The organism is Streptomyces coelicoflavus, assembly GCF_003112555.1.
Taxonomy (GTDB): Bacteria; Actinomycetota; Actinomycetes; order Streptomycetales; family Streptomycetaceae; genus Streptomyces; species Streptomyces coelicoflavus.
Genome location: NZ_BEWB01000002.1, coordinates 789,724 through 808,709 on the forward strand (window position 1 = coordinate 789,724; position 18,986 = coordinate 808,709).

Consider the following 18,986-nt stretch of genomic DNA (forward strand, 5'->3'; position numbering starts at 1 on the left):
CGTGCACAGCGGGTCTACCAGCGGTACCAGCGGCCCTTGCGACCGCCTTGGCCTGCGGGTCGAACCACGAAGCCAAGGATCCAGAGCACCAGCACGACAACGGCGATCCACCACAGGGCCTTGAGGGCGAAACCTGCGCCGAAAAGGATCAATGCGAGGAGCAGAACGAGAAGCAAGGGAACCATAGTTATCAACCTCCGAGCCCTCATATGCCCTGCCGTGAGCCCGGCACGCCTCGAGACCACATGCGTTTACGAGAAGCTTGTACGGGACTTTTCGCGCGCTGGGTTCGGTGTATGGCGAAAAGTCTGCGAGTGCTTCACAGAAACCGGCGGATCGGCTGGACGGCCAATTCGCGGGTCCGCTGGACGAGAGGACGTCCTTTCCATCGGCCTGCCTGGATCAGCTCACTGGCCGCGAGATCATCGTCGAAGTGCTCGTCCAAGGTCGTGGCGAACTCCGGATCCAGAACGGCGAGCATGACCTCCTCGTCGTGGTCGAGCGAGCGGCGGTTGAAATTGGTCGAGCCGATCAGCGCGGCGACCCGGTCGACGGTGATGACCTTGGCGTGCATCATCGTCGGCTGGTACTGGTGGATCCTCACCCCGCACGCGGTGAGGTCCTCGTAGAAGTGCTGCCCTGCCAGCTGACAGACCCGCTTGTCGGTGTGCGGCCCGGGCAGCACGATCTCCACCTCGACCCCGCGCCGTGCTGCGGCGCAGAGCAGCTCGACGAAGTACTCGTCCGGGGCGAAGTACGCGGTTGCCAGGCGGAAGCGCTCCTCGGCCGACTCCAGCATCACGCGGATGAGGGTCTGCATGTCCTGCCAGCCGAAACTGGCCGAGCCGCGCACCACCTGCACGATCGCGTCGCCCTGTGGACGGTGCTCGATGAACCTGTCCCGGTCGTCGAAGAGCTCGTCATGGCACTCGGCCCAGTTCTGCGCGAAAGCCGCGGCGATGCCGTCCACCGCCGGCCCGCGGACCTCGACGTGTGTGTCGCGCCACTCATCTGGGTTGCGGGCGTCGCCGCACCACTCCTCCGCGATCCCCACCCCGCCGGTGAAGGCCGTCTCCTCGTCGACGACGAGCACCTTGCGGTGGCAGCGGTGGTTCTGCTTCAGGGGCGAGAGGCGCAGCGGCTTGCGGAACCACGAAACCTGTACCCCGGCGCTCTCCATCGCCCGGAGTTGCTCGGTTTCGATCAGCCGGCTGCCGAAGCCGTCGAGCAGCAGCCGCACCCTCAGCCCGGCGCGGGCGCGCTCGGCTAGGGCCTGGGCGAACTGGTGGGCGATGTCACCCTTCCAGTAGACGAAGGTCATCATGTCGACCGTGTGCTCGGCGGACCGGATCGCGGCCAGCATCGCGGCGAAGATCTCGTCACCGTTGCGCAGGACGGTCAGCGCGTTGCCCTCGGTCGCGGCGATCCCGATCAGCCGTTCCAGCCGACGCCGTATGCGTCTGACGCGGTCGTCGACGGAGGGTTCGCCCGGTGACCCGGTGACGTGCGAGGTCGGCTCCAGCGGTTCTTGCGTACTGGTCATGGCATTTCCTGGCCGGCTCTCGATGGGGAGTCATCAGGCTGCGTTCCCCGGTCCGGCGCGGGCCGAGCAGCGAGCAGACTCTACTCCCGGTGCCGGGGCGGTCCGGCCGGGCGCATACGCTGTCGCGGCCTGCTCCCCCTGCCACTCGAGCCGCGCCGACCGGCTCGGGCCGCGCGCCCGGGGGTACTCAAGGCCGCGCAGCCGCGGTGCGCGGCACGGCCCCGACCTCTTCGTCGGGCGGCTGCCTCCGCCCTCATCGTCCCGCTCCAGGTCAACGAGTGAGAGCGACCTCGGCCGGCGTTCAGCTGGTGGTGAGCATGCCGTCGCGCAGACACGGGCCAGGAGGCGCGTGAGGAGGCGGGAGACGTGCATCTGCGAGCAGCCGAGGCGTGCGCCGATCTCCTTCTGGGTGAGTTCGTCGACGAAGCGCCAGCGGACGATCCGCCGGTCACGCTCGTCCACCGCGGCGATCACGGGGGCGAGCGCGTGGAGGTCCTCGACCCGTTCGAGGGCGTCGTCGTCCGCGCCGGTGAAGTCCGCCAGGGCCGATTCACCGTCCTCGCTGCCGTGGAGGGCCGCGTCCAACGAAGCGGAGTCGTAGCCGTCGGGTGCCAGACGGGCCTCGACGACCTCGTCCTCCGGCAGGCTCATCGACTCCGCGCGTTCCTGGGTGGTTGCGGGTGCGGCCGAGTCGGCTGCGCGGTTCCTCGATGGCCCCGGGCCGGCTGGACGCGGGTCTCCTGCAGACGCCGGGGGCACGTGCACGGCCCAGGATGTGCCTGTCTTCGCCGACCAGTAAGCGATGGTGCGCATTCCGTCGGCCGTATGCATGTCCTCTCCGGAAGCGCTCACGACGGGACAACGCGACAGGTCAGAACGGCATATGGCCACGGGCCCGTCGACCAGCCGACCCGCTGCGGCCGACTGCCTTGGAACTGCTGCGGAAGGGTTTGCTGAGAGCCCGGCCGAGGACGCCGGGGGCCTTCCCGCCGGCCCGGGACCCGAGGCCGAGCGTGCGCTGGGTGCCGCGTTGCGGGTGACGGGACAGGCGCGGCACGAGGAAAGCGAGCAGAGCGAGAACGACGCACACGGCGACGATTCCGAGGATCATCATGAGGGGGCTCCTGAACGAGGCGTGTCTGTCGATTGCCCCGGCGGGGCGGGACCATGCGTGACCGTGCGCCGCACGGAGTCACGCCTTGCCAGCTTGCGGCGACCTCATGCCGCGTCGTCGTCGGAACGACGGCGGAGCCAGACGGGCAGGCCGTACCAGCACAAGGCGAACCACAACATGACTCCACCGACCAGGAGTTCGGCGAGAAGGCCCGGTACGACGACGTGGAGGAGGAGCAGAAGGGTACCGCCGATCGTCAATGCGAGGAGCACCATTCCGCACACCATCAGCCGGCCCGCAACCCTGACGATGTGGTCCTTCATTCGCTGCCCGGACAGAAGCCGGTGGATGGACACCGGCGCGATCAGTGCACCGGTACCCGAGGCGCCGAGTATCACTGTGATCACGTAAACGACGTGGTCGAACGTCTCCAGCCTGTGGAAGTGCGGTGTGAAGGCCACGCTGAGCAGGAAACCGAAGAGAATCTGCACGCCCGTCTGCGCGACCCTCGTCTCTTGCAGGATCTCGTTCCACTTGCGATTCAGACGTTCTCGCTCCGGCTCTTGCGGTGACTGGACTCTGTGCTGTTCCCCTTCCCGGCAAGAGGTGCACTCGTGCTGCGGCGCGTGCGACGCCGACGGGCCGGCCAAAGTCATGGCGCTCCTCCTTCTCAGAGACCCTCAGATGCCCGTCCTCAGCGATTTCACGTCGTCATGGAGTTCAAAGTGCCCCCGGACCCCCGGTTGAACGTCGACAGCGTCCGTCCCGGCCCTCCCTGGGGCCGGGACGGCCCGGGATGAAACGTGCGCGAAAGGAGCGCACTCACCCACCGGCGTGTCTTGTTCGTGACGGTGAACCCGAAAGCGATGGTGCATAGGAGTGCTGTGATGTCACGGCGAAGAAGACAGCTCCGATCACCACAAGGACGCCGAAGGTGATGCCGAGCCACGGCGGGCCGTCGGGCCCTCCACCGGGGGCCGCAGGTTCGTGACCGCCCTCACGGAGACGGCAGGGTGGATCGCGCCGTCATGAGTGACGCACCCCCTGCGAGGCACGCCCCGAAGGCACACACCCCAAGGTGCACGCCGTGAGGGGACAATCCGTCGGGGTCGGTCGACCCTGATGCGCCCCTCCGGCCCCCCTTCTCGGCCATCCCGTTGCCGAAGGGAATCATCTCGAAGGTCGGTTCTGCGCGAAAACGCTACCGAAACGGTGCAAAGCCGGAGGGGAAGCCGTCCACGAGTAGGGCCTTTGGGCCCGGCCGGTGCGAAGTTCAGGCCGCTGCTCGAGTGATCGGACGCGCGCACCCCCTCCTCGTGAAGCGCAGCGGCATCGACGACGACATCGTCCGCAACGCGAGTGGAGCCGAGTTGTTGTCCCTGCTGTCGCCCCGCCTCGGTCTCGTGACCGCTCGTGGCGGCAGTGGAGCAGCGATGCGGGTGTCCGAGATCCGGCACGTGGAGGCGGCGATCCTCGATCTCGAGTCGTACGGAGGCTACGACACGGTGCTGTGCGAGGGGTGCGCACTCCTCGCACGGTTGCAGGAACTCGGCACGGTTGCAGGAACTCGCAGGTGAGGTCCGTGAGGCGCAGGTGGTCGACGGTATCCCCGCGCTTCCCGGCCAGGCGCCGCGCATGTCGTGTTCGTGACGCGTCCCCGCGGAGGTGGTGCATCTCAGCGCTGGGAATCGACCTGCCGGGCAGCCGCGTCCACGGTTTCGGCGAGCGGTAGGTGGTCCGCGGTGCCGGTGATCCTGAACAGGCGCGTCACCGCCGGGCGGAACGGTCCGGCCACGGCGAACGGCCGGCCCTCGGCGGTGTGTCTCTGCTGCGCCTCCAGGAGAAGGTTGAGGAGGCTCGAGTCGGCGAACTCGGTTTCCGACAGGTCGACCACTGTCATGGCGGCGTTCGCACGCAATGCCCGGGCCAGGGCCTCATGGAGCTCGTTGACCGCGTCGACGTCGATCTCTCCGGTGACCGCCACCACGAACGCCCGTTCGCTCTCTCGGACTGTGACCAGCTGTTCGTCGCTCATGCTCCGCACTCTGCCAGCTCGAACACCAGGGCTCCAAGATGGCTCCGCGGCGAATTCGCCTCAGGGGGGTGTGAGGGCCCACCGCGGGTACTCATCCTGTCGCCGGTGCGGGTTGCCCGCTCGCCGGGTTTGAGTAATAGTTGTCATTCGACAAGTGACGTGCTCGTGAGATGTGAGGTGAAGGGCCGAGTTCAGGCCCGTCCATGGCTACTCTCCCAGAGAGTGTCGGTATGCCCGCCGCCGGTGCGGTGGGTCCCGCTGGCGCACCCTATCCAGTGGTGGTCGTGGACGAAGGAGGCCGCGTCGTCGAGCTCAACGACGCGGCCTCGGCCCTTCTGCCTGCCGCGCGCATCCAAGAGCCGCTGTCCTCGCCCGCGTGGCTCGCTTCCGCCCATCACGCCGCAGAGCACCGTGAGGCCAGTGGTGAGGTCGGTGATCGCTACTTCTCGGCGCAGAGGTCCAGCCTCGCCGACGGCGGAACGGCGTGGTGGCTGGTGGACGAAACAGCCTACCGGTCGGTCGCCGCAGAGCTCGCCACGGAGCGAGAGCGCACCCGCTTCCTCGCGGAGGCTTCCAGCGCCCTGCTCGCTTCGCTGAACCTGGACCGCTGCATGGAGGTGACGGCGACCCTGGCCGCCGCGCACCTCGCCGACGCCGCGCTGGTCATCGCCCCGACCCGGGCGCGGAAGCTGCCGGTGGTCGTCTGTGACCACCTGGGACAGCTCTCCCAGGCCACCGTGTCCAGCAAGCCCGAGGCCGTGCTGGGACTCGCCGAGGCGCTGCGCGGTTTTCCGCCGGTGCCCTCGCGGTGGATAGATCCCGCCACCGCCCCGGACTGGCTCGTCCCCGAAGGCTTCGGAGAAGTCGGCTCGCTCGCCATCACGCCCCTCCCCGGACACGGAGTGCCGGCTGGTGCGCTGATCCTGCTGCGCCGGGCGCGCCAGACCAGCTTCACCGCATCGGAGGAGGCGTTCGCCGGGCTGTTCGCCGCACGGGCGGGCGCCGCGATGTCGGCCGCGCGACTGTACGCCGAGCAGAACGTCGTCGCGGACACCCTGGTGCGTGCCCTTCTCCCGCCCGCACTGCACCAGGTGGAGGGCGTGGAGTTCGCCGGCGGTTACCGGGCCAGCGTGGAGACCGAGCTGATCGGCGGTGACTTCTACGACGTCCACCCGCCAGGTGAGGACTGCCCCGAGACCCTCGCCGTGCTGGGAGACGTGGCGGGCAAGGGGTTGGAGGCCGCCGTCCTCACGGGCAAGATCCGCAACACGCTGCATGCCCTGTTGCCCATGGCCGACGACCACGCCCGTATGCTGCGGCGGCTCAACAACGCGATGCGCGGCAGTGACCGGGTGCGTTTCGCCACGCTCGTGCTCGCCTCCGTACGCCGCGAGGACCGCGACGTACTGCTGCGGCTGACGTCGGCCGGCCACCCCGTGCCGTTGATCGTGCGACGGGACGGCCGGGTCGAGGAAGCCGACACCGAGGGCACGTTGATCGGAGTGCTGCCCACGATCAGTTCCCGCACCACACACGTGCGACTCGCCCCGGGCGAGACGTGCCTGCTCTACACCGACGGAGTCACCGAGGCCAGGGGAGGGCCTGTCGGCGACGTCATGTTCGGTGAGCAGCGCCTGAAGCGAGCCCTTGCCGAATGCGCCGGCATCCCCGCCGCCGCCGTCGTCGAACGCGTCCAGATGCTCACCGACGAGTGGATCGGAGAAGGCCGCCACGACGACATCGCCGTTCTGGCCGTCACCGCACCCCGTGGAGCGCATCTCAGCGCCGTGGACGGGACGACGCGAGGCAGGTACACCACATGACGACGACCTCCGCCCCCGGCCGTGACGGGGAGCCCGTTCGTCACCGCGGGGGAGCCCGGCTCGCCGCTCCCGAGCGCGCCGAGCAGGCCGTGGAATGGATGGACAAACTCTGGACGGCCGTCCGGACGGCCGACGAGTACTCGGCTCTCGACGTGATCGACAACGCGCTGGAGGCCGGGCTGGCGGCGGAAACCGTGCTGCTGGACGTGATCGGCGCCGTCCAGCACAAGGTGGGTGTCGAATGGGCCGCCAACCGTATGAGCGTCGCCGACGAGCACGCCGCCACCGCGATCAACGACCGCGTCATCGCGGCCCTGCCCAGGCAGCGCCCGGCCACCTCCCGGGGCAAGCTGACCGTCGCCTGCGTGGACAAGGAATGGCACGCGCTGCCGGCCCGCCTGCTCGCCGAGACGCTGCGCCTGCGCGGCTGGCAGGTGGGCTACCTCGGAGCCCAGGTGCCCACCGCGCACCTCGTCAGCCAGATCCACCGCAGCGGGGCGACCGCCGTGTGCCTGTCCGCCGCCCTCCCCACCCGTCTGCCCCCGGCGCACGCAGCGATCACCGCGGTGCAGGCCGTCGGTACGCCGGTCATGGTCGGCGGCCTCGCCTTCGGCACCGACGGCCGTCACGCCCGCAGCCTGGGGGCCGACGCCTGGGCACCCGAGGCCCGTGCCGCCGCCGACCGGCTCGCAGCGGGCCCCCTGCCCCGGCCCCGGCCGCCGCACCAGGCCGTCGACGACCTGCCGCACCTGGCGGACCAGGAGTACACCATGGTCGCCCGCTCCGCGCGCAGCCTCGTACGCGAGACGTCCCAGCGCCTGGAGCGGCGGCTCCCCGCGATGCGCTCGTACGACGACGAGCAGCGCGAACGTACCGCAGAGGACCTCGCCCACATCGTCGACTTCCTGGCCGCGGCCCTCTACGTGGACGATGCCGACGTCTTCACCGGTTTCCTCACCTGGACCGCCGAAGTCCTCACCGCCCGCGGCGTCCCGGCCCATTCCCTGCTACCGGGCTTGGACTTGCTGGAGGAACAGCTTCACGACTTTCCTCGCGCCCGCGCCGTCATCGGCACCGGTCGAGCCGAGCTCGCCACCCGACCCTGACCCCTCGACTCCGGAACCGACCCGTGCCCATGATTCCTGAGGCAGAACCCCTCCAGATCCTGCCCTCCACCGATCCGTACACACTGTGCCTGGCCCTCGTCGGCGACTTGGACCACGAGGTCGGCGACGAGGTGCTCTACCGGGCCCGGGAGGCGCTGCGAGGTTGTGAGGGCGTGCGGAGCCTGCGACTGAACTGCCGAGAACTGGAAATGGCCGACTCCACGGGCCTGAGCGTCTTGCTGCAGCTGCGTCGCGACGCCCACGAGGCGGGCATCCGCTTCCACCTGGACGACACGCGTCCGGTCCTTGAGCGCCTCCTTCGCATCACCGGAACCCACGACTACCTCACGTGTGCCTCGGCGGCCTGCCTGCCCCCGGAAGCCGAAGCGGCGATCGAGACGGGGGAAGGGGAATCGGGCAGTTAGCCGTGGAACAAGGCCGTCGGGCACGGCTGCCCGGTGGCAGCCGGACCGCGCAGCGACAGGCGGCACGGCCCCCGTGGGAAGATATGGTTCACGGGTGCCCTGGCCGAGGCCATGGGAAGGCGGCCGTCAGGCGGCCGGAGCAAAGGACGGGGCGCACCAGCCGGAACCCCGAAGCGGGGATGTTCAACCAGTTCAACCCGTGATACGGGGATGATCATCCCAATGGAGTGTTTCACGTCATGAACTCGCCAGCCACCCCGCCCTCGCCTCGGTCCTGGGAAGCGGCCGAAGCGGCATGTGAGGTCATCGAACTCCTGGAGGTTCTGTGGGAGCGCGGTCGCGATGCCGCCCAGGTCACTCCGGTGTCCTCCTCGCAGTTGCGGGTGCTCTACAGCCTTGAGCGGCAGGACGGCATCAACCTGCGCGCGCTGGGCGAGATCCTCGGGTCCTCCGCGCCGTCGGTCAGCCGCCTGTGCGACCGGCTGCAGGCGCTCGGCTTCGTGGAGCGGGCCCCGAGTCCCGTGAGCCGCAGGGAGCTGATGCTCCACCTGACCACGCGGGGTGAGACCTATCTGAGCGAGCTCAGGGCCCGGCGGGAGGAAGTGCTGCGATCGCTGATCGAAACCATGCCTCGCTCGTCCCGAACGGCCCTGCTCAAGGGGTTGTCGGCCTTCCGGGACTCGGTGGAGGGCACCGCGCTGGTCCGCCGTACCGACCGGACCGACAGAACGGCTTGAGGCGCCGGTCGGGCAATGCCCCGTCCCCTGCGCCCCGCAGTCACTCGTCCCTCCCGTCCGACTGCGGCTCCTCTCCGGTGCGTCCGTACCAGTCGAGGCAGAGCACCAGGGCGTCGTCGTCCAGCCGGCCGTCTCCGTGATGTGCGGCGAGGTCACGCAGTACGGCCCCGGGCACCTGGGCGGGCGGCAGCAGCCGCGTTGCCGCGAGCGCGCGCGGCAGGGAACGCTCCTCGTACCGGTCGCCGCCGGGTGACGGGGCGTCGAACACTCCGTCACTAGCGAAGAGCAGTCGGTCGCCGGGGCGCACGGTGAAGTGCTCGGGCACGAAGACGGTCTCGTCGAACATTCCCAGCGGAAGCTGCGCGTCGAACGGGACGGCGCCGACGGCGCCGTCGCGCAGCCGCCACAGGCGCGGTGAACCTGCGTCGATCGCCTCGACCTCTCCCGTCGCGAGATCGAGGCGGAGCAGGAGGACGGAGATGTGGGCCCGGCCCCGGTACTGCGCGAAGACGGCCTGGTCCGCGAGGGACGCCTGGCCCACCAGGTCGAGGCCGGCCCGGCGGGCGTTGCGCAGTGCGTTGACGGCCAGGTTGGTGAGCAGAGCGGCCTCTATACCCTCTCCCATGCCGTTGGCGACGGTCAACGTGAGATGGTCCGCCGACACGGACCAGTCGTAGTTGTCGCCGAACACCGCGCGGGCCGGTTCGAGATGGGCTCCGAGTGTGAACTCCGGCCGGGTGCAGGTGCGGCCCGCCGGGAGGAGTTGCCACTGCATTTCCGCGGCCAGTGTCAGCCGCGTGGCCCGCCTGGCCAGCACGTACAGATCCGTGTCCCGCTCGGCGACGAGGATCTCGTGCCCCAACGCTTCGCTGAGACGCTGCATCTGCGGCACCAGATCCGCGACGTACCTGTCCGCGGGCAGCCGGACGGAGAGGACGCCCATACGATCTCCCCGAATCGTGACGGGCAGGTGTACGTCGATCAGGCCGGTCGGCCCGCACTCCTCGACAAGGGGCTCCTGGGTGTCGAAGGCTCGTCCTGCCGGACTGCCGTTGATCGTCACCGGCTCCGCGACCGGTAGGCCCACGGCCTGGAGGGAGCGCACGGAGTAGTCGGCCAGGCGAAGGGTGACGTCCTCCGCCCCGTAGTGTTGGGCGAGGCTCGCGGCCAGCACGTTCGGGAGGGAATGGGGTGCGCCGGCGCGCAGTGCCCGCGTGACCGCGGCGAACCTGTTCACGAGCTCCTGCTTTCCGGCCCGGGCAGGAGTCACCGGGTGCTGCTTGCCTGAAGTCTGGGTCGCCTGCCGAGGTCACGGTGGTGACGGGCTTCGACCAGGGGAGTCTACGTCCTTGTCCGCGGGTCGGCCCATCCACCCGGCCCCGGCGACTCGGTGCCTTCCTCCGCCGCGTTGCCGATCCCGGGCGGCGCACCCGGCGGCTCACCTGTGGGCGGCCTCAGGCGCCGCTGTGGCGGTGCGGTGAGTTGGAGCGCGTGCGGGGGGAGCTTACGGGTAGGTGAGTGGCAGTCGAGACGAATGCCCGGGCAAGGAGGGTTCCGCGAACCGGCTTCACCAGGGGGCGGATGCGATTCGAGGGAACCGTCCACGGAGTGGGAGGGCGAGGCGGCGCAGTCCGGGGCTCCAGGCTCCCGGCTCGTCTCCCCGGACGCCTGCGCGCTGCACGGCTTCGGGCTTCGCGCGGAGCCGTCAGTGCAGATCGGAGTGTCCGTTGATCACGATGACGTCGTCAGACGGCAACGTCGGGGACGCACGGCGCGCCGCGACAGCGTTCGTGGCCCGGGAACGGCCGGAGGCCGATCTCGGTGCTCTGGCGCTCGTGGTGTCCGAACTGGTCGCCAACGCCGCCCGGCACGCCGGTGGCTGGTGGCGCCTTACCGTACGCACGGACGGGCAGGCTGTCGTTGTGGACGTTGATGACCGAAGTCCCGCGGTACCGACCGCCCGCCTGGCGAGGTTCGACGGGCTCGGCGGCCACGGGCTGAACATCGTCCGGGAACTGTTCGGCCCGGTGGAGATACTTCCCCGCGCCCACGGCAAGACGGTCCGGACCCGATGGACCGCGGGTCGGCAGACGCGCGACACCGCCGCGGGGAAGGACCCCGGCAACGTCTCAGGTCTGGTCGGGCACGAACCGTAGTCGTTCGTGCTGCCTGGCGGGCAGTCCGTGTCCGGAGCCCTGGTACTCGGATCGGCGGCGGTCGGGTGCGGGGGAGACGAAGTAGTCGCCGTCCTTCGGCCGGTTCGTCAGGCTCCTGGGCCTGGGAGCCGGTTCGAGGTGCGGTATGTATTTCGAACACTGGACGTAGGCTTCGTCCACGGTGAGGTGGACCCACAGGGCGGGCTTCCGGCTCTGGGCGGTGTCGGTGGGCAGAAGCGGGTAGAGGCGTCGCTGCTCGGTGTCACCGACCACTTGGGCGGTTCCGTTGACGTGGAGCCCTATGTGGTGATGGGTGAAGTCGATGAAGAGCATGCCCAGGTGCGGGTTCTCGACGATGTTGCCATTGCCGGCGTGGACTCCGTTGCCCCGGTATTCGGGGTACGTCAAGGTGCGTGCGTCGAGAGCGACGACGAAGCCGGGAGGACCGGCCCGGAAACCGGTGTCGCAGTTGCCGGCCGCGTCGGCGGTCGACAGGAAGACCATGGTCTGCTGCCTGATGAACTCCAGCATCTGCGCCGTCAGTTGCGGCTGCACCTGCCGGTCGTAGAAGGAGGCGGCACGGTCGCCCGTCCCCAGATGGCTCTGAAGGAGGCGTTCGCCGGCGGAGCCGGGGCCTGTTGGCCGGTCGTTCATGTGTAGTGGTCCTCTTCCTGCTCCTGATGTGCCGGCTCCAGCGGAGCGTCCAGCACCGGGACTCCCCACGAGTCGTGGTGGATGCGGGAGGCGGGCATCCCGCACCGCCTGAGTGCCTGACGCGTGGCAGCGATCATGCCGGGCGGCCCGCTGACGAACGCTTCCGCGTGGTCCCACGGACCGGCCGTGGTGATCACTTCGGGAAGGAAGCCCTGGGCGCCGGGGACGTGTTCGTGGGAGACGGCGGCCCGGGCCGTCAGCCAGTGGTGGCGTTGCGCCATGCGAAGCATGTCGTTGAATCCGTAGAGTTCGTCGCCGGTGCGTGCCCCGACGAAAAGACTCGCACGCCGTTCCGGCTGTTCCCGGTCGGCCGCGAGCTGCTCGATCAGTGCTCTGACCGGGGCGAGACCCGTGCCTCCCGCCACGAACAGCAGGTCCCGCGCGGAGGCGTTCGAAAGCAGCATGTCGCCCTCGGGAGGACCGAGGTGCACGACGTCGCCGACCCGAGCCCGGTAGACCAGCGCGTGGCTCACGTGGCCGCCGGGCACATGCCGGACGTGGAAGGTCAGCGTCGAATCCAGCCGCGGGGCGTTGGCGGGGGAGTAGTGCCGCCACACACGGGGCCGCCACGGGGTTTCCATGCTGACGTACTGGCCGGCCTGATAGGGGTAGGCCGGATCAGTCACCACAGTGATCTCTGCCAGGGCGTTGCCCAGGTGGCGGTGCTCAACGATGCGGGCCGACCAGACCGCAGGGCGAAGACGGGCGTCGTCGTCCGCGGCCAGAACCATCACCTCGGATGCGATCCCGTAGGCGCGCTGCCAGGCCAGGGCTGTCTCCGGCGTCCAGGCCGGCCCCGCGTAGCGGGCGAGCGTCTCCAGCAGGCACTCGCCCACAGCCGCGTAATGTGCCGTCACGGCCCCGAACTTGCGGTGATCGCGGCCGAGTCTGGAGCAGAAACGGGCCAGGTGCTCGGGGGAGTCGACAAGATCCACGATGCGTAGAAGAGCCCGCAGAAGACGGTCCCGCTGCACGTCCATGTCCTCCGGGAAGAGGTCGCGGACGCCGGGATGGCGCATGAACAGGATGGCGTAGAAATAGACGGCCAGGTCTTGGGCCTGCGGCTCCACCACCGTGAGGCTGCGGCGGACGAGATCGCACTCGTACGGGCCCAGGGGCTGGGGGAGAGCGGTTGCCGCCGGCGAGCCACGGCGGTGACCCACGACGCGAGAAGGGACGGTGCCCGGTGTCACACGGCGCCCCGCCCGTTCGTCGGCAGCGGTCTGACCGTCGTGTTGCCGCACTGACACCGCACGTCGCTCTCGTCTCCCACTCGTGCTGGCTGACTGGATATCTCACTGCTGATCATTTGTCTGACCGCAACGTTTAGCGCATGAGTGGCATCTCTGGCAAACGAGTGACGCGCCCGAGCCTACACAGGGCACGATCATGCCGGACGTCGTCTTGAGGGCGACCCGTCCCCCGTCGGCCTGCGGCACGACCGGACGGATTCCGCTAGCATCGCGGTGCTTCGCTCCGCATTCCAACGAGAGCTGACCGTCACCATGGCTGAGACCGCCTACCTGTTCGTCCTGCCCGACCCGCACACCTGCCTGGGGGCGCCGGCCGCGGCGGTGGGTGAACTCGAGTGCATGGAAACCCCCGCCGTACTGGCGTGGCTGCACGCCCACGACGTCACGGCGGGCAGTGAACTGCTCAGGGTGCTTCCCCAGGAGGCGGACGGCAGTATCCCCGAAGTCGCGGAACGCCTGCCCATCCCTCTCAGCGCGGAGGAAGCCGACCGGGTGCGCGGGGCTTGTGCGCCCCGCTCGACCGCGGAAGCCGAGGCGGAACTCCGGGCTTTTCGCCATACGAACGACGACCGTGAGCGCATGGTCAGCCAGGCTCTGGCACGAGGCGTCCCCGCCCATCGCATCGCGCAGCTCACGGGGCTGGACCCGGCGGAGGTCGCCCAGATCACCGGCGCCTGACGCGTGATGTCCCGCCGCTCGGCTGCTCGCGAGCGCTCAGGGACGCCCGTTCCAGTCGAGGCACACGACCAGCGCGTCGTCGTCCAGCGGGGTCTCTCCCCGGTACGTCGCGAGCTCGCGCAACACCGCTTCGGGCACCTGGGCGGGCGGAAGGAGCCGGGTGGCGTTCAGCGACCGCGCGAGAGCCCGTTCCCCGTACGTCTCGCCGACGGAGGAGGCGGCGTCGTACACGCCGTCGCTGCCGATCAGGAGACGGTCGCCGGGAAGCACCTGGAAGTGCTCGCATTCGTACGGCGTGTCCTCGAACATGCCGAGTGGCAACTGGGCGTCGAACGGCACCGCCCTCACGTGCTTGTCCCTCAGCTGCCAGAGCCGGGGGGATCCCGCGTCCACGGCCTGGACGTCGCCGGTCGCGAGATCGAAGCGGAGCAGCAGGACCGAGACGTAGGCCGTACCGCCGTACTGCGCGTATACCGCCTGGTCGGCGAGGCATGCCTGATCGGCCAGGCCGAGGCCGGCGCGTCGGGCGTTGCGCATGGCGTTGACGGCCAGGTTGGTCAGAAGGGCGGCCTCTATGCCTTCGCCCATGCCGTTGGTGACGGTCAGCGTGAGCTCGTCCGCGGAGGCGGACCAGTCGAAGTTGTCCCCGAAGATCGAATACGCGGGTTCGAGGTGGCCTCCGAGGGAGAACTCGGGGCGGGAGCAGGCACGCCCCGGCAGCAACTGCCACTGCATCTCGGCGGCCAGCGTGAGCCGCGCGGCCCGCCTGGCCAGTACGTACAGATCGGTGTCGCGCTCCGCGACGAGGATCTCGTGCCCCAGGACGTCACAGACGTGCTGTATCTCCGGGACCGGGACCGGGGCCTGGGCGTAGCGGTCCTCGGGCAAGGTGACGGACAGGACTCCCATGCGGTCGCCCCGGACGGTCACCGGGAGATGCACGGTCACCGTGTGCTCGTCGGGGTCGGCAAGCGCGTACGCTTCCTGGGACCCGAACGCCCGTCCCTGCGGGCTGTCGTGGATCATGACCGGTTCCGTGGTGAGGGGAACGGTCTCGACTGCCTGCAGTGACCGCATGCCGTAGTCGACCAGGCGCAGCTCGACGCGTACGACGCCGTAGTGCTCCACGAGGGCCACCGTGACGGCGTCGAGAAGGGAGTTCGGCGTCGCCGCGCGCAGCGCGTGCTCGACCGCCGCAAGTCTGTCCACGCTGTCCTGCTTTCCCTGCGCACCGGCCCCCCGGATGTCGCAGGCAGTGCCCTCTTCCACTGGCTGGCCCGCCGCCGGCTCAGCTCATTCTACTTCCCGCGGCCCATCGTGTCGTACGGCATGACGTTCCCCTGGCGGCGAGGGTCCTCACCGTGCGGCCGGGCAAGGAGCCTTCCACGACCGTCACGCAGAGCGGCGCCGGGGCCCCGACCGGCGGGAAGGACGACGAAGCGAAGGCGAGCAACCAGGTGAAAGACATCGTGCGCCGCACGTCGAAGCACCGGCGAGGCTTTCCCTCAGACCGTTGAGGCTGAGGTTTCGGGGATCAGCAGCTCCGCCCCCGACGCTCCCCGCACCTCGTCCACCGACACCCCGGGAGCCGTCTCCACCAGGCGCAGCCCTCGCGGAGTGACGTCGAGGACGGCCAGGTCGGTGACGATGCGGTCGACGACCCGTCGGCCCGTGGCGGGCAGGGTCAGCTCTTCCACGATCTTGGGGGAGCCGTCCCTCGCCGTGTGCTCCATGACGACGATCAGGCGGCGGGCGCCGTGGACCAGGTCCATCGCGCCGCCCATGCCCTTGACCATCCTGCCGGGGATCATCCAGTTCGCCAGGTCGCCGCCGGCCGAGACCTGCATGGCGCCCAGCACGGACACGTCGATGCGGCCGGCACGGACCATGCCGAAGGAGAGCGCCGAGTCGAAGCATGCGGTGCCGGGGACGGTGGTCACCGTCTCCTTGCCGGCGTTGATCAGGTCGGGGTGCTCCTCACCGGCGTACGGGTAGGGGCCGACGCCCAGGATGCCGTTCTCCGAGTGCAGCACCACGTGCACCCCGTCGGGCAGGTGGCCGGGGATGAGCGTGGGCAGGCCGATGCCCAGGTTGACGTACTGGCCGTCGCGCAGTTCACGGGCCGCGCGGGCGGCGAGTCGGTCGCGGTCCAGGGGCATGGTCAGTTCTCCTCGGCGACAGTGGCGGTGGCGGTGGCGGTGGCGGTGGCGGTGGCGGTGGCGGTGGCGGTGCGCGGGCCGCGGACCGTGCGGCGTTCGACGCGCTTGTCCAAGGACGGGTCGGCGGCGACCACCCGGTCCACGTACACGCCCGGCAGGTGGACGGCGTCCGGGGAGAGCTCGCCGGGCTCCACGACGCGTTCGGCCTCGACGACCGTGACGCGGCCCGCCGTCGCGCACAGCGGGTTGAAGTTGCGGGCCGCCGCGTGGAAGACGCAGTTGCCGTGCCGGTCCGCGACCGCCGCCCGTACCAGCGCGAAGTCGGCGGTGATGGCCTCCTCAAGGAGGTAGCGGCGCCCGCCGAACTCCTTGACGCATTTGGGCGGTGAGGCCACCGCGACGCCGCCGTCGGGGGAGTAGCGCCAGGGCAGGCCGCCCTCCTCGACCTGGGTGCCGACCCCCGCCGGGGTGTAGAACGCCGGGATGCCCGCGCCGCCGGCCCGCAGCCGTTCGGCGAGGGTGCCCTGCGGGGTCAGCTCCACCTCCAGCTCACCGGCGAGGTACCGGCGGGCGAACTCCTTGTTCTCGCCCACGTAGGAGGACGTCATCCGGGCGATCCGGCCCGCCGCCAGGAGCAGGCCCAGGCCCCAGTCGTCGACCCCGCAGTTGTTGGACACCACGCGCAGTCCGCTCGCCCCGCCCCGGACGAGGGCGCCGATCAGGGTCGAGGGGATGCCGCACAGGCCGAAGCCGCCGACCGCGAGTACCGCGTCGTCGGGGATGTCCGACACCGCCCGTGCGGCCGACTCCACCACCTTGTCCATGCTGATTCCTTCTCCGTCCGGGTCGGGGTGCCTGCTCGCACACGGGCCGTCGCGCCCTGCGGTCCCGGGCCGAGTGCCGAGTGGTGCGTGCAGCGGGGGGGGGGCGGGCGTTCGACGGCCGTTCTCCACCCTTGCGGCGCCCGGCGTCCGCGGCCATGTGCGCCCATGCCATGACCGGGCGTCCAGGAGCGGTGACCGGCCACATGCCGCCCGCCGCGCGGCGCCCCTATCGTTCCGGCAATCCCGCGCCGCGACACCTTCCAAGGAGCCGGTCATCATGCGTTCCACCGTCACAGGCACCACCAGAGGCAGAGCGCTCGGCGCGCTCGCCCTGCTCGCCGCCACGACCCTGCTCGTCGGCTGCTCCTCGGCCGGCACCGCCGGTACCGAGGCGGACGGATCGGGCGGCGACGGCCCGGTCAAGGTGGGCCTGGTCTACTCCCGCAGCGGACCGCTCGCCGCCTACGGCAAGCAGTACGAGGAGGGCTTCAAGGCGGGCCTGGCCTACGCCACCCACGGGACGAACAAGGCCGGCGGGCACCGGATCGAGGTCACCGAACAGGACGACGCGGGCGACCCGGCGAAGGCCGTCGCCGCCGCGAAGACCCTCATCGGCAAGGGCTACAGGATCCTCGCCGGGACGACCGACTCCGGGGTGGCCCTCCAGATGGCGCCCCTGGCCGCGCAGAACAAGGTGCTGTACATCAACGGCGACGCGGCCACCGACGCGCTCACCGGCATCAACGACTACACCTTCCGCTCCGGCCGGCAGTCCTACCAGGACATCCTCGCCGTCAGCGCCCAACTCGGTGACGCCAAGGGCAAGAAGGTCACCGTCCTCGCGCAGAACTCCGCCTTCGGGCAGGCCAACGTGGCCGCCGTGAAGGACGTCCTGGGCAGGAAGGGCGCCACCGTCGGCTCCGTGCTGGCCCCGCCCAGCGCCACCGACCTCACCCCCTTCGCCCGCCAGGTCAAGGCGGGCGAGCCGGACCTGGTCTTCGTCGCCTGGGCGGGCGCCACCGCACCCGCCCTGTGGACGGCGCTCAACCAGCAGGGCGTGCTGGACGCGGCCAAGGTCGTCACCGGGATGGCCGGCACCGCCTCGTACCCGGTCTTCGGCGCGGGCGCCGCCAAGGTGTCCTTCCTCGCCCACTACTTCCCGGGGGCCGGCGGCGGCAACCCGGTGGAGAAGGCGATGCTCGACGGCATCACCGAGTCCGGGGGCACCCCCGACCTGTTCAGCCCGGACGGGTTCACCGCCGCCCAGATGATCGTGCGTGCCGTCGAGTCCGGCAGCGCCACCGACACCGCCGCCATGGTGGACGCGCTGGAGGGCTGGACCTTCGACGGTCCCAAGGGCAGGCAGCAGATCCGCGCCGAGGACCACGCCCTGCTCCAGCCCATGTTCACCGCCCGGCTGAAGGGCAGCGGCGCCGACGCCGAGCCGGAGCTGATCGACACCGTGCCGATGGCGTCGGTCGCCCCGCCGGTGCGGAAGACGGCGGGCTGAGCGGATGGGCACCCCCGACACCGCCTCCGGCACCACCCCCGACACCACCCCCGAAAGCACCCCCGAAAGCACCTCCGGAAGCACCGTGGACGGCACCGCCGCTCCCGCACCCGTGCTCCGCCTGCGCGACATCGGCTGGACCGTCGGCGGCGCCACCATCGTCGACTCGGTCTCCCTCGACGTGCACGAGGGCGAGTTCCTCGCCTTCATCGGCCCCAACGGCGCCGGCAAGACCTCCCTGTTCAACCTGGTCAGCGGCATCAACCGGGCATCCCGGGGCACTATCGAACTCGACGGCGCCGACATCACCGGCGAGGCCGCCTACGCCCGCGCCCGGCGGGGACTCGGGCGGACCTTCCAGACCTCCAGCCTCTGGCCCGGCATGACCGTCGCCGACCACGTGGAGCTGGCGGCCCAGGCCGCCGACGGCGGCTCGTACCGGGTCTGGCGCCGCGCCGACGGCTACCCGGAGCAGGTCGCCGAGGTCCTGGCCCGCACCGAGCTGGCCCACCGCGCCGACACCCCCGCCGACGTCCTCTCCCACGGCGAGAAACGCAAGCTGGAACTCGCCGTGCTGCTCGTCGGCGAACCCCGGCTGATGCTCCTGGACGAGCCGATGGCGGGCGTGAGCGCCGAGGAGGTGCCCGCGCTGACCGCGCTGATCCGCTCCCTGCACCGCGACGAGCACCGCACCGTGCTCATGGTCGAGCACCACATGGACGTCCTCCTCGGCCTGGCAGACCGGCTCGCCGTCATGCACCACGGCACGCTGCTCGCCCTGGACACCCCGCAGGCCGTGATGGACGACGCCACCGTGCAACAGGCCTATCTCGGGGAGGAGTTGTGAACGCCAACGCCAACGCCAACGCCAACATCAACGCCAACGCCAAAGCCACCGCCGCCCCGCCG

Annotated in this window: 20 protein-coding genes and 1 pseudogene; 9 read left to right on the forward strand and 12 right to left on the reverse strand. The window is 70.2% G+C overall.

The genetic code is table 11. The features are described 5' to 3' along the window. Positions 1-14: 14 nt before the first annotated feature. The 5 genes and pseudogenes from Sco07f_RS03665 to Sco07f_RS03685 all read right to left on the reverse strand — a co-directional run bounded on the left by Sco07f_RS03665 (position 15) and on the right by Sco07f_RS03685 (position 3,313). Positions 15-185, reverse strand: a complete 171-nt coding sequence (locus Sco07f_RS03665; protein WP_174855301.1) for a DUF5670 family protein — start codon at positions 183-185, stop codon at positions 15-17. A gap of 134 nt (positions 186-319) precedes the next feature. Further along, the gene (locus Sco07f_RS03670; RefSeq protein WP_108986917.1) at positions 320-1,543 is read right to left on the reverse strand and encodes a phospholipase D-like domain-containing protein; all 1,224 of its coding nucleotides are present in this window, start codon (positions 1,541-1,543) and stop codon (positions 320-322) included. 301 nt (positions 1,544-1,844) lie between these two features. Then, positions 1,845-2,320 (reverse strand): annotated as a pseudogene (locus Sco07f_RS03675) (sigma-70 family RNA polymerase sigma factor); the annotation flags it as partial. A gap of 94 nt (positions 2,321-2,414) precedes the next feature. Further along, complete coding sequence (locus tag Sco07f_RS03680; RefSeq protein WP_087791162.1) at positions 2,415-2,657, reverse strand: DUF6411 family protein; 243 nt, start codon at positions 2,655-2,657, stop codon at positions 2,415-2,417. A gap of 104 nt (positions 2,658-2,761) precedes the next feature. Beyond that, complete coding sequence (locus Sco07f_RS03685) at positions 2,762-3,313, reverse strand: DUF6328 family protein (RefSeq protein WP_108986918.1); 552 nt, start codon at positions 3,311-3,313, stop codon at positions 2,762-2,764. A gap of 660 nt (positions 3,314-3,973) precedes the next feature. Between Sco07f_RS03685 and Sco07f_RS03690 the strand changes: the two genes are divergently transcribed. Beyond that, a complete protein-coding gene (locus Sco07f_RS03690; RefSeq protein WP_159106921.1) occupies positions 3,974-4,234 on the forward strand; it encodes a hypothetical protein in 261 nt (86 codons plus the stop codon). 98 nt (positions 4,235-4,332) lie between these two features. Here the strand turns inward: Sco07f_RS03690 and Sco07f_RS03695 are convergent, their stop codons facing one another. Then, positions 4,333-4,692 (reverse strand): STAS domain-containing protein, encoded by a 360-nt coding sequence (locus Sco07f_RS03695; RefSeq protein ID WP_108986920.1) that lies wholly within the window; start codon positions 4,690-4,692, stop codon positions 4,333-4,335. A 203-nt stretch (positions 4,693-4,895) separates the two neighbouring features. Between Sco07f_RS03695 and Sco07f_RS03700 the strand changes: the two genes are divergently transcribed. From Sco07f_RS03700 to Sco07f_RS03715, 4 genes are all read left to right on the forward strand, one after another. Continuing rightward, positions 4,896-6,515: a PP2C family protein-serine/threonine phosphatase gene (locus Sco07f_RS03700; RefSeq protein WP_108986921.1), complete on the forward strand. Its 1,620-nt coding sequence runs from the start codon at positions 4,896-4,898 to the stop codon at positions 6,513-6,515. Beyond that, positions 6,512-7,621, forward strand: a complete 1,110-nt coding sequence (locus Sco07f_RS03705) for a cobalamin B12-binding domain-containing protein (RefSeq protein WP_108986922.1) — start codon at positions 6,512-6,514, stop codon at positions 7,619-7,621. The genes Sco07f_RS03700 and Sco07f_RS03705 overlap by 4 nt, the downstream gene beginning before the upstream one ends. Before the next feature lie 29 nt (positions 7,622-7,650). After that, positions 7,651-8,046 carry an STAS domain-containing protein gene (locus tag Sco07f_RS03710; RefSeq protein ID WP_228126328.1) on the forward strand — a complete coding sequence of 132 codons (396 nt, stop codon included), beginning with the start codon at positions 7,651-7,653 and terminating at the stop codon, positions 8,044-8,046. 239 nt (positions 8,047-8,285) lie between these two features. Next, positions 8,286-8,783: a MarR family winged helix-turn-helix transcriptional regulator gene (locus Sco07f_RS03715; RefSeq protein ID WP_087791168.1), complete on the forward strand. Its 498-nt coding sequence runs from the start codon at positions 8,286-8,288 to the stop codon at positions 8,781-8,783. A 40-nt stretch (positions 8,784-8,823) separates the two neighbouring features. Here Sco07f_RS03715 and Sco07f_RS03720 read toward each other — a convergent pair whose 3' ends face one another. Continuing rightward, positions 8,824-10,020: a PP2C family protein-serine/threonine phosphatase gene (locus Sco07f_RS03720; protein ID WP_108986924.1), complete on the reverse strand. Its 1,197-nt coding sequence runs from the start codon at positions 10,018-10,020 to the stop codon at positions 8,824-8,826. Positions 10,021-10,519: 499 nt separating this feature from the next. On the opposite strand from Sco07f_RS03720, the gene Sco07f_RS03725 reads away from it, so the two are divergent. Then, the gene (locus Sco07f_RS03725) at positions 10,520-10,939 is read left to right on the forward strand and encodes an ATP-binding protein (RefSeq protein ID WP_143666046.1); all 420 of its coding nucleotides are present in this window, start codon (positions 10,520-10,522) and stop codon (positions 10,937-10,939) included. Here Sco07f_RS03725 and Sco07f_RS03730 read toward each other — a convergent pair. Continuing rightward, entirely contained in the window at positions 10,913-11,593 is a 681-nt protein-coding gene (locus Sco07f_RS03730) for a pyridoxamine 5'-phosphate oxidase family protein (protein WP_108986925.1), read from the reverse strand. The genes Sco07f_RS03725 and Sco07f_RS03730 overlap by 27 nt on opposite strands. Beyond that, positions 11,590-12,816 (reverse strand): globin domain-containing protein, encoded by a 1,227-nt coding sequence (locus Sco07f_RS03735; RefSeq protein ID WP_244941978.1) that lies wholly within the window; start codon positions 12,814-12,816, stop codon positions 11,590-11,592. The genes Sco07f_RS03730 and Sco07f_RS03735 overlap by 4 nt, the downstream gene beginning before the upstream one ends. A gap of 342 nt (positions 12,817-13,158) precedes the next feature. Here Sco07f_RS03735 and Sco07f_RS03740 point away from each other — a divergent pair, with 342 nt between their 5' ends. Then, a complete protein-coding gene (locus tag Sco07f_RS03740; RefSeq protein WP_087793026.1) occupies positions 13,159-13,584 on the forward strand; it encodes a DUF6003 family protein in 426 nt (141 codons plus the stop codon). Positions 13,585-13,620: 36 nt separating this feature from the next. Here Sco07f_RS03740 and Sco07f_RS03745 read toward each other — a convergent pair whose 3' ends face one another. The 3 genes from Sco07f_RS03745 to Sco07f_RS03755 all read right to left on the reverse strand — a co-directional run bounded on the left by Sco07f_RS03745 (position 13,621) and on the right by Sco07f_RS03755 (position 16,567). Next, on the reverse strand, positions 13,621-14,793 hold the full coding sequence (locus tag Sco07f_RS03745; protein WP_087791172.1) for a PP2C family protein-serine/threonine phosphatase: 1,173 nt from the start codon (positions 14,791-14,793) through the stop codon (positions 13,621-13,623). Positions 14,794-15,089: 296 nt separating this feature from the next. Continuing rightward, positions 15,090-15,743, reverse strand: a complete 654-nt coding sequence (locus Sco07f_RS03750; protein WP_108986926.1) for a 3-oxoacid CoA-transferase subunit B — start codon at positions 15,741-15,743, stop codon at positions 15,090-15,092. A 2-nt stretch (positions 15,744-15,745) separates the two neighbouring features. Then, on the reverse strand, positions 15,746-16,567 hold the full coding sequence (locus Sco07f_RS03755) for a CoA transferase subunit A (protein WP_108986927.1): 822 nt from the start codon (positions 16,565-16,567) through the stop codon (positions 15,746-15,748). A gap of 277 nt (positions 16,568-16,844) precedes the next feature. Between Sco07f_RS03755 and Sco07f_RS03760 the strand changes: the two genes are divergently transcribed. Continuing rightward, positions 16,845-18,077, forward strand: a complete 1,233-nt coding sequence (locus Sco07f_RS03760) for a substrate-binding domain-containing protein (RefSeq protein ID WP_087791175.1) — start codon at positions 16,845-16,847, stop codon at positions 18,075-18,077. Between the two features lie 4 nt (positions 18,078-18,081). Then, on the forward strand, positions 18,082-18,924 hold the full coding sequence (locus Sco07f_RS03765; RefSeq protein ID WP_239109180.1) for an ABC transporter ATP-binding protein: 843 nt from the start codon (positions 18,082-18,084) through the stop codon (positions 18,922-18,924). Positions 18,925-18,986 lie beyond the last annotated feature (62 nt).

What these genes read in the sequence shown, in the direction of transcription:
- Sco07f_RS03665 (WP_174855301.1), bottom strand. Translation starts at nt 185, where the DNA reads ATGGTTCCCTTGCTTCTCGTTCTGCTCCTCGCATTGATCCTTTTCGGC.
- Sco07f_RS03670 (WP_108986917.1), bottom strand. Translation starts at nt 1,543, where the DNA reads ATGACCAGTACGCAAGAACCGCTGGAGCCGACCTCGCACGTCACCGGG.
- Sco07f_RS03680 (WP_087791162.1), bottom strand. Translation starts at nt 2,657, where the DNA reads ATGATGATCCTCGGAATCGTCGCCGTGTGCGTCGTTCTCGCTCTGCTC.
- Sco07f_RS03685 (WP_108986918.1), bottom strand. Translation starts at nt 3,313, where the DNA reads ATGACTTTGGCCGGCCCGTCGGCGTCGCACGCGCCGCAGCACGAGTGC.
- Sco07f_RS03695 (WP_108986920.1), bottom strand. Translation starts at nt 4,692, where the DNA reads ATGAGCGACGAACAGCTGGTCACAGTCCGAGAGAGCGAACGGGCGTTC.
- Sco07f_RS03700 (WP_108986921.1), top strand. Translation starts at nt 4,896, where the DNA reads ATGGCTACTCTCCCAGAGAGTGTCGGTATGCCCGCCGCCGGTGCGGTG.
- Sco07f_RS03705 (WP_108986922.1), top strand. Translation starts at nt 6,512, where the DNA reads ATGACGACGACCTCCGCCCCCGGCCGTGACGGGGAGCCCGTTCGTCAC.
- Sco07f_RS03710 (WP_228126328.1), top strand. Translation starts at nt 7,651, where the DNA reads ATGATTCCTGAGGCAGAACCCCTCCAGATCCTGCCCTCCACCGATCCG.
- Sco07f_RS03715 (WP_087791168.1), top strand. Translation starts at nt 8,286, where the DNA reads ATGAACTCGCCAGCCACCCCGCCCTCGCCTCGGTCCTGGGAAGCGGCC.
- Sco07f_RS03725 (WP_143666046.1), top strand. Translation starts at nt 10,520, where the DNA reads ATGACGTCGTCAGACGGCAACGTCGGGGACGCACGGCGCGCCGCGACA.
- Sco07f_RS03730 (WP_108986925.1), bottom strand. Translation starts at nt 11,593, where the DNA reads ATGAACGACCGGCCAACAGGCCCCGGCTCCGCCGGCGAACGCCTCCTT.
- Sco07f_RS03740 (WP_087793026.1), top strand. Translation starts at nt 13,159, where the DNA reads ATGGCTGAGACCGCCTACCTGTTCGTCCTGCCCGACCCGCACACCTGC.
- Sco07f_RS03750 (WP_108986926.1), bottom strand. Translation starts at nt 15,743, where the DNA reads ATGCCCCTGGACCGCGACCGACTCGCCGCCCGCGCGGCCCGTGAACTG.
- Sco07f_RS03755 (WP_108986927.1), bottom strand. Translation starts at nt 16,567, where the DNA reads ATGGACAAGGTGGTGGAGTCGGCCGCACGGGCGGTGTCGGACATCCCC.
- Sco07f_RS03760 (WP_087791175.1), top strand. Translation starts at nt 16,845, where the DNA reads ATGCGTTCCACCGTCACAGGCACCACCAGAGGCAGAGCGCTCGGCGCG.
- Sco07f_RS03765 (WP_239109180.1), top strand. Translation starts at nt 18,082, where the DNA reads ATGGGCACCCCCGACACCGCCTCCGGCACCACCCCCGACACCACCCCC.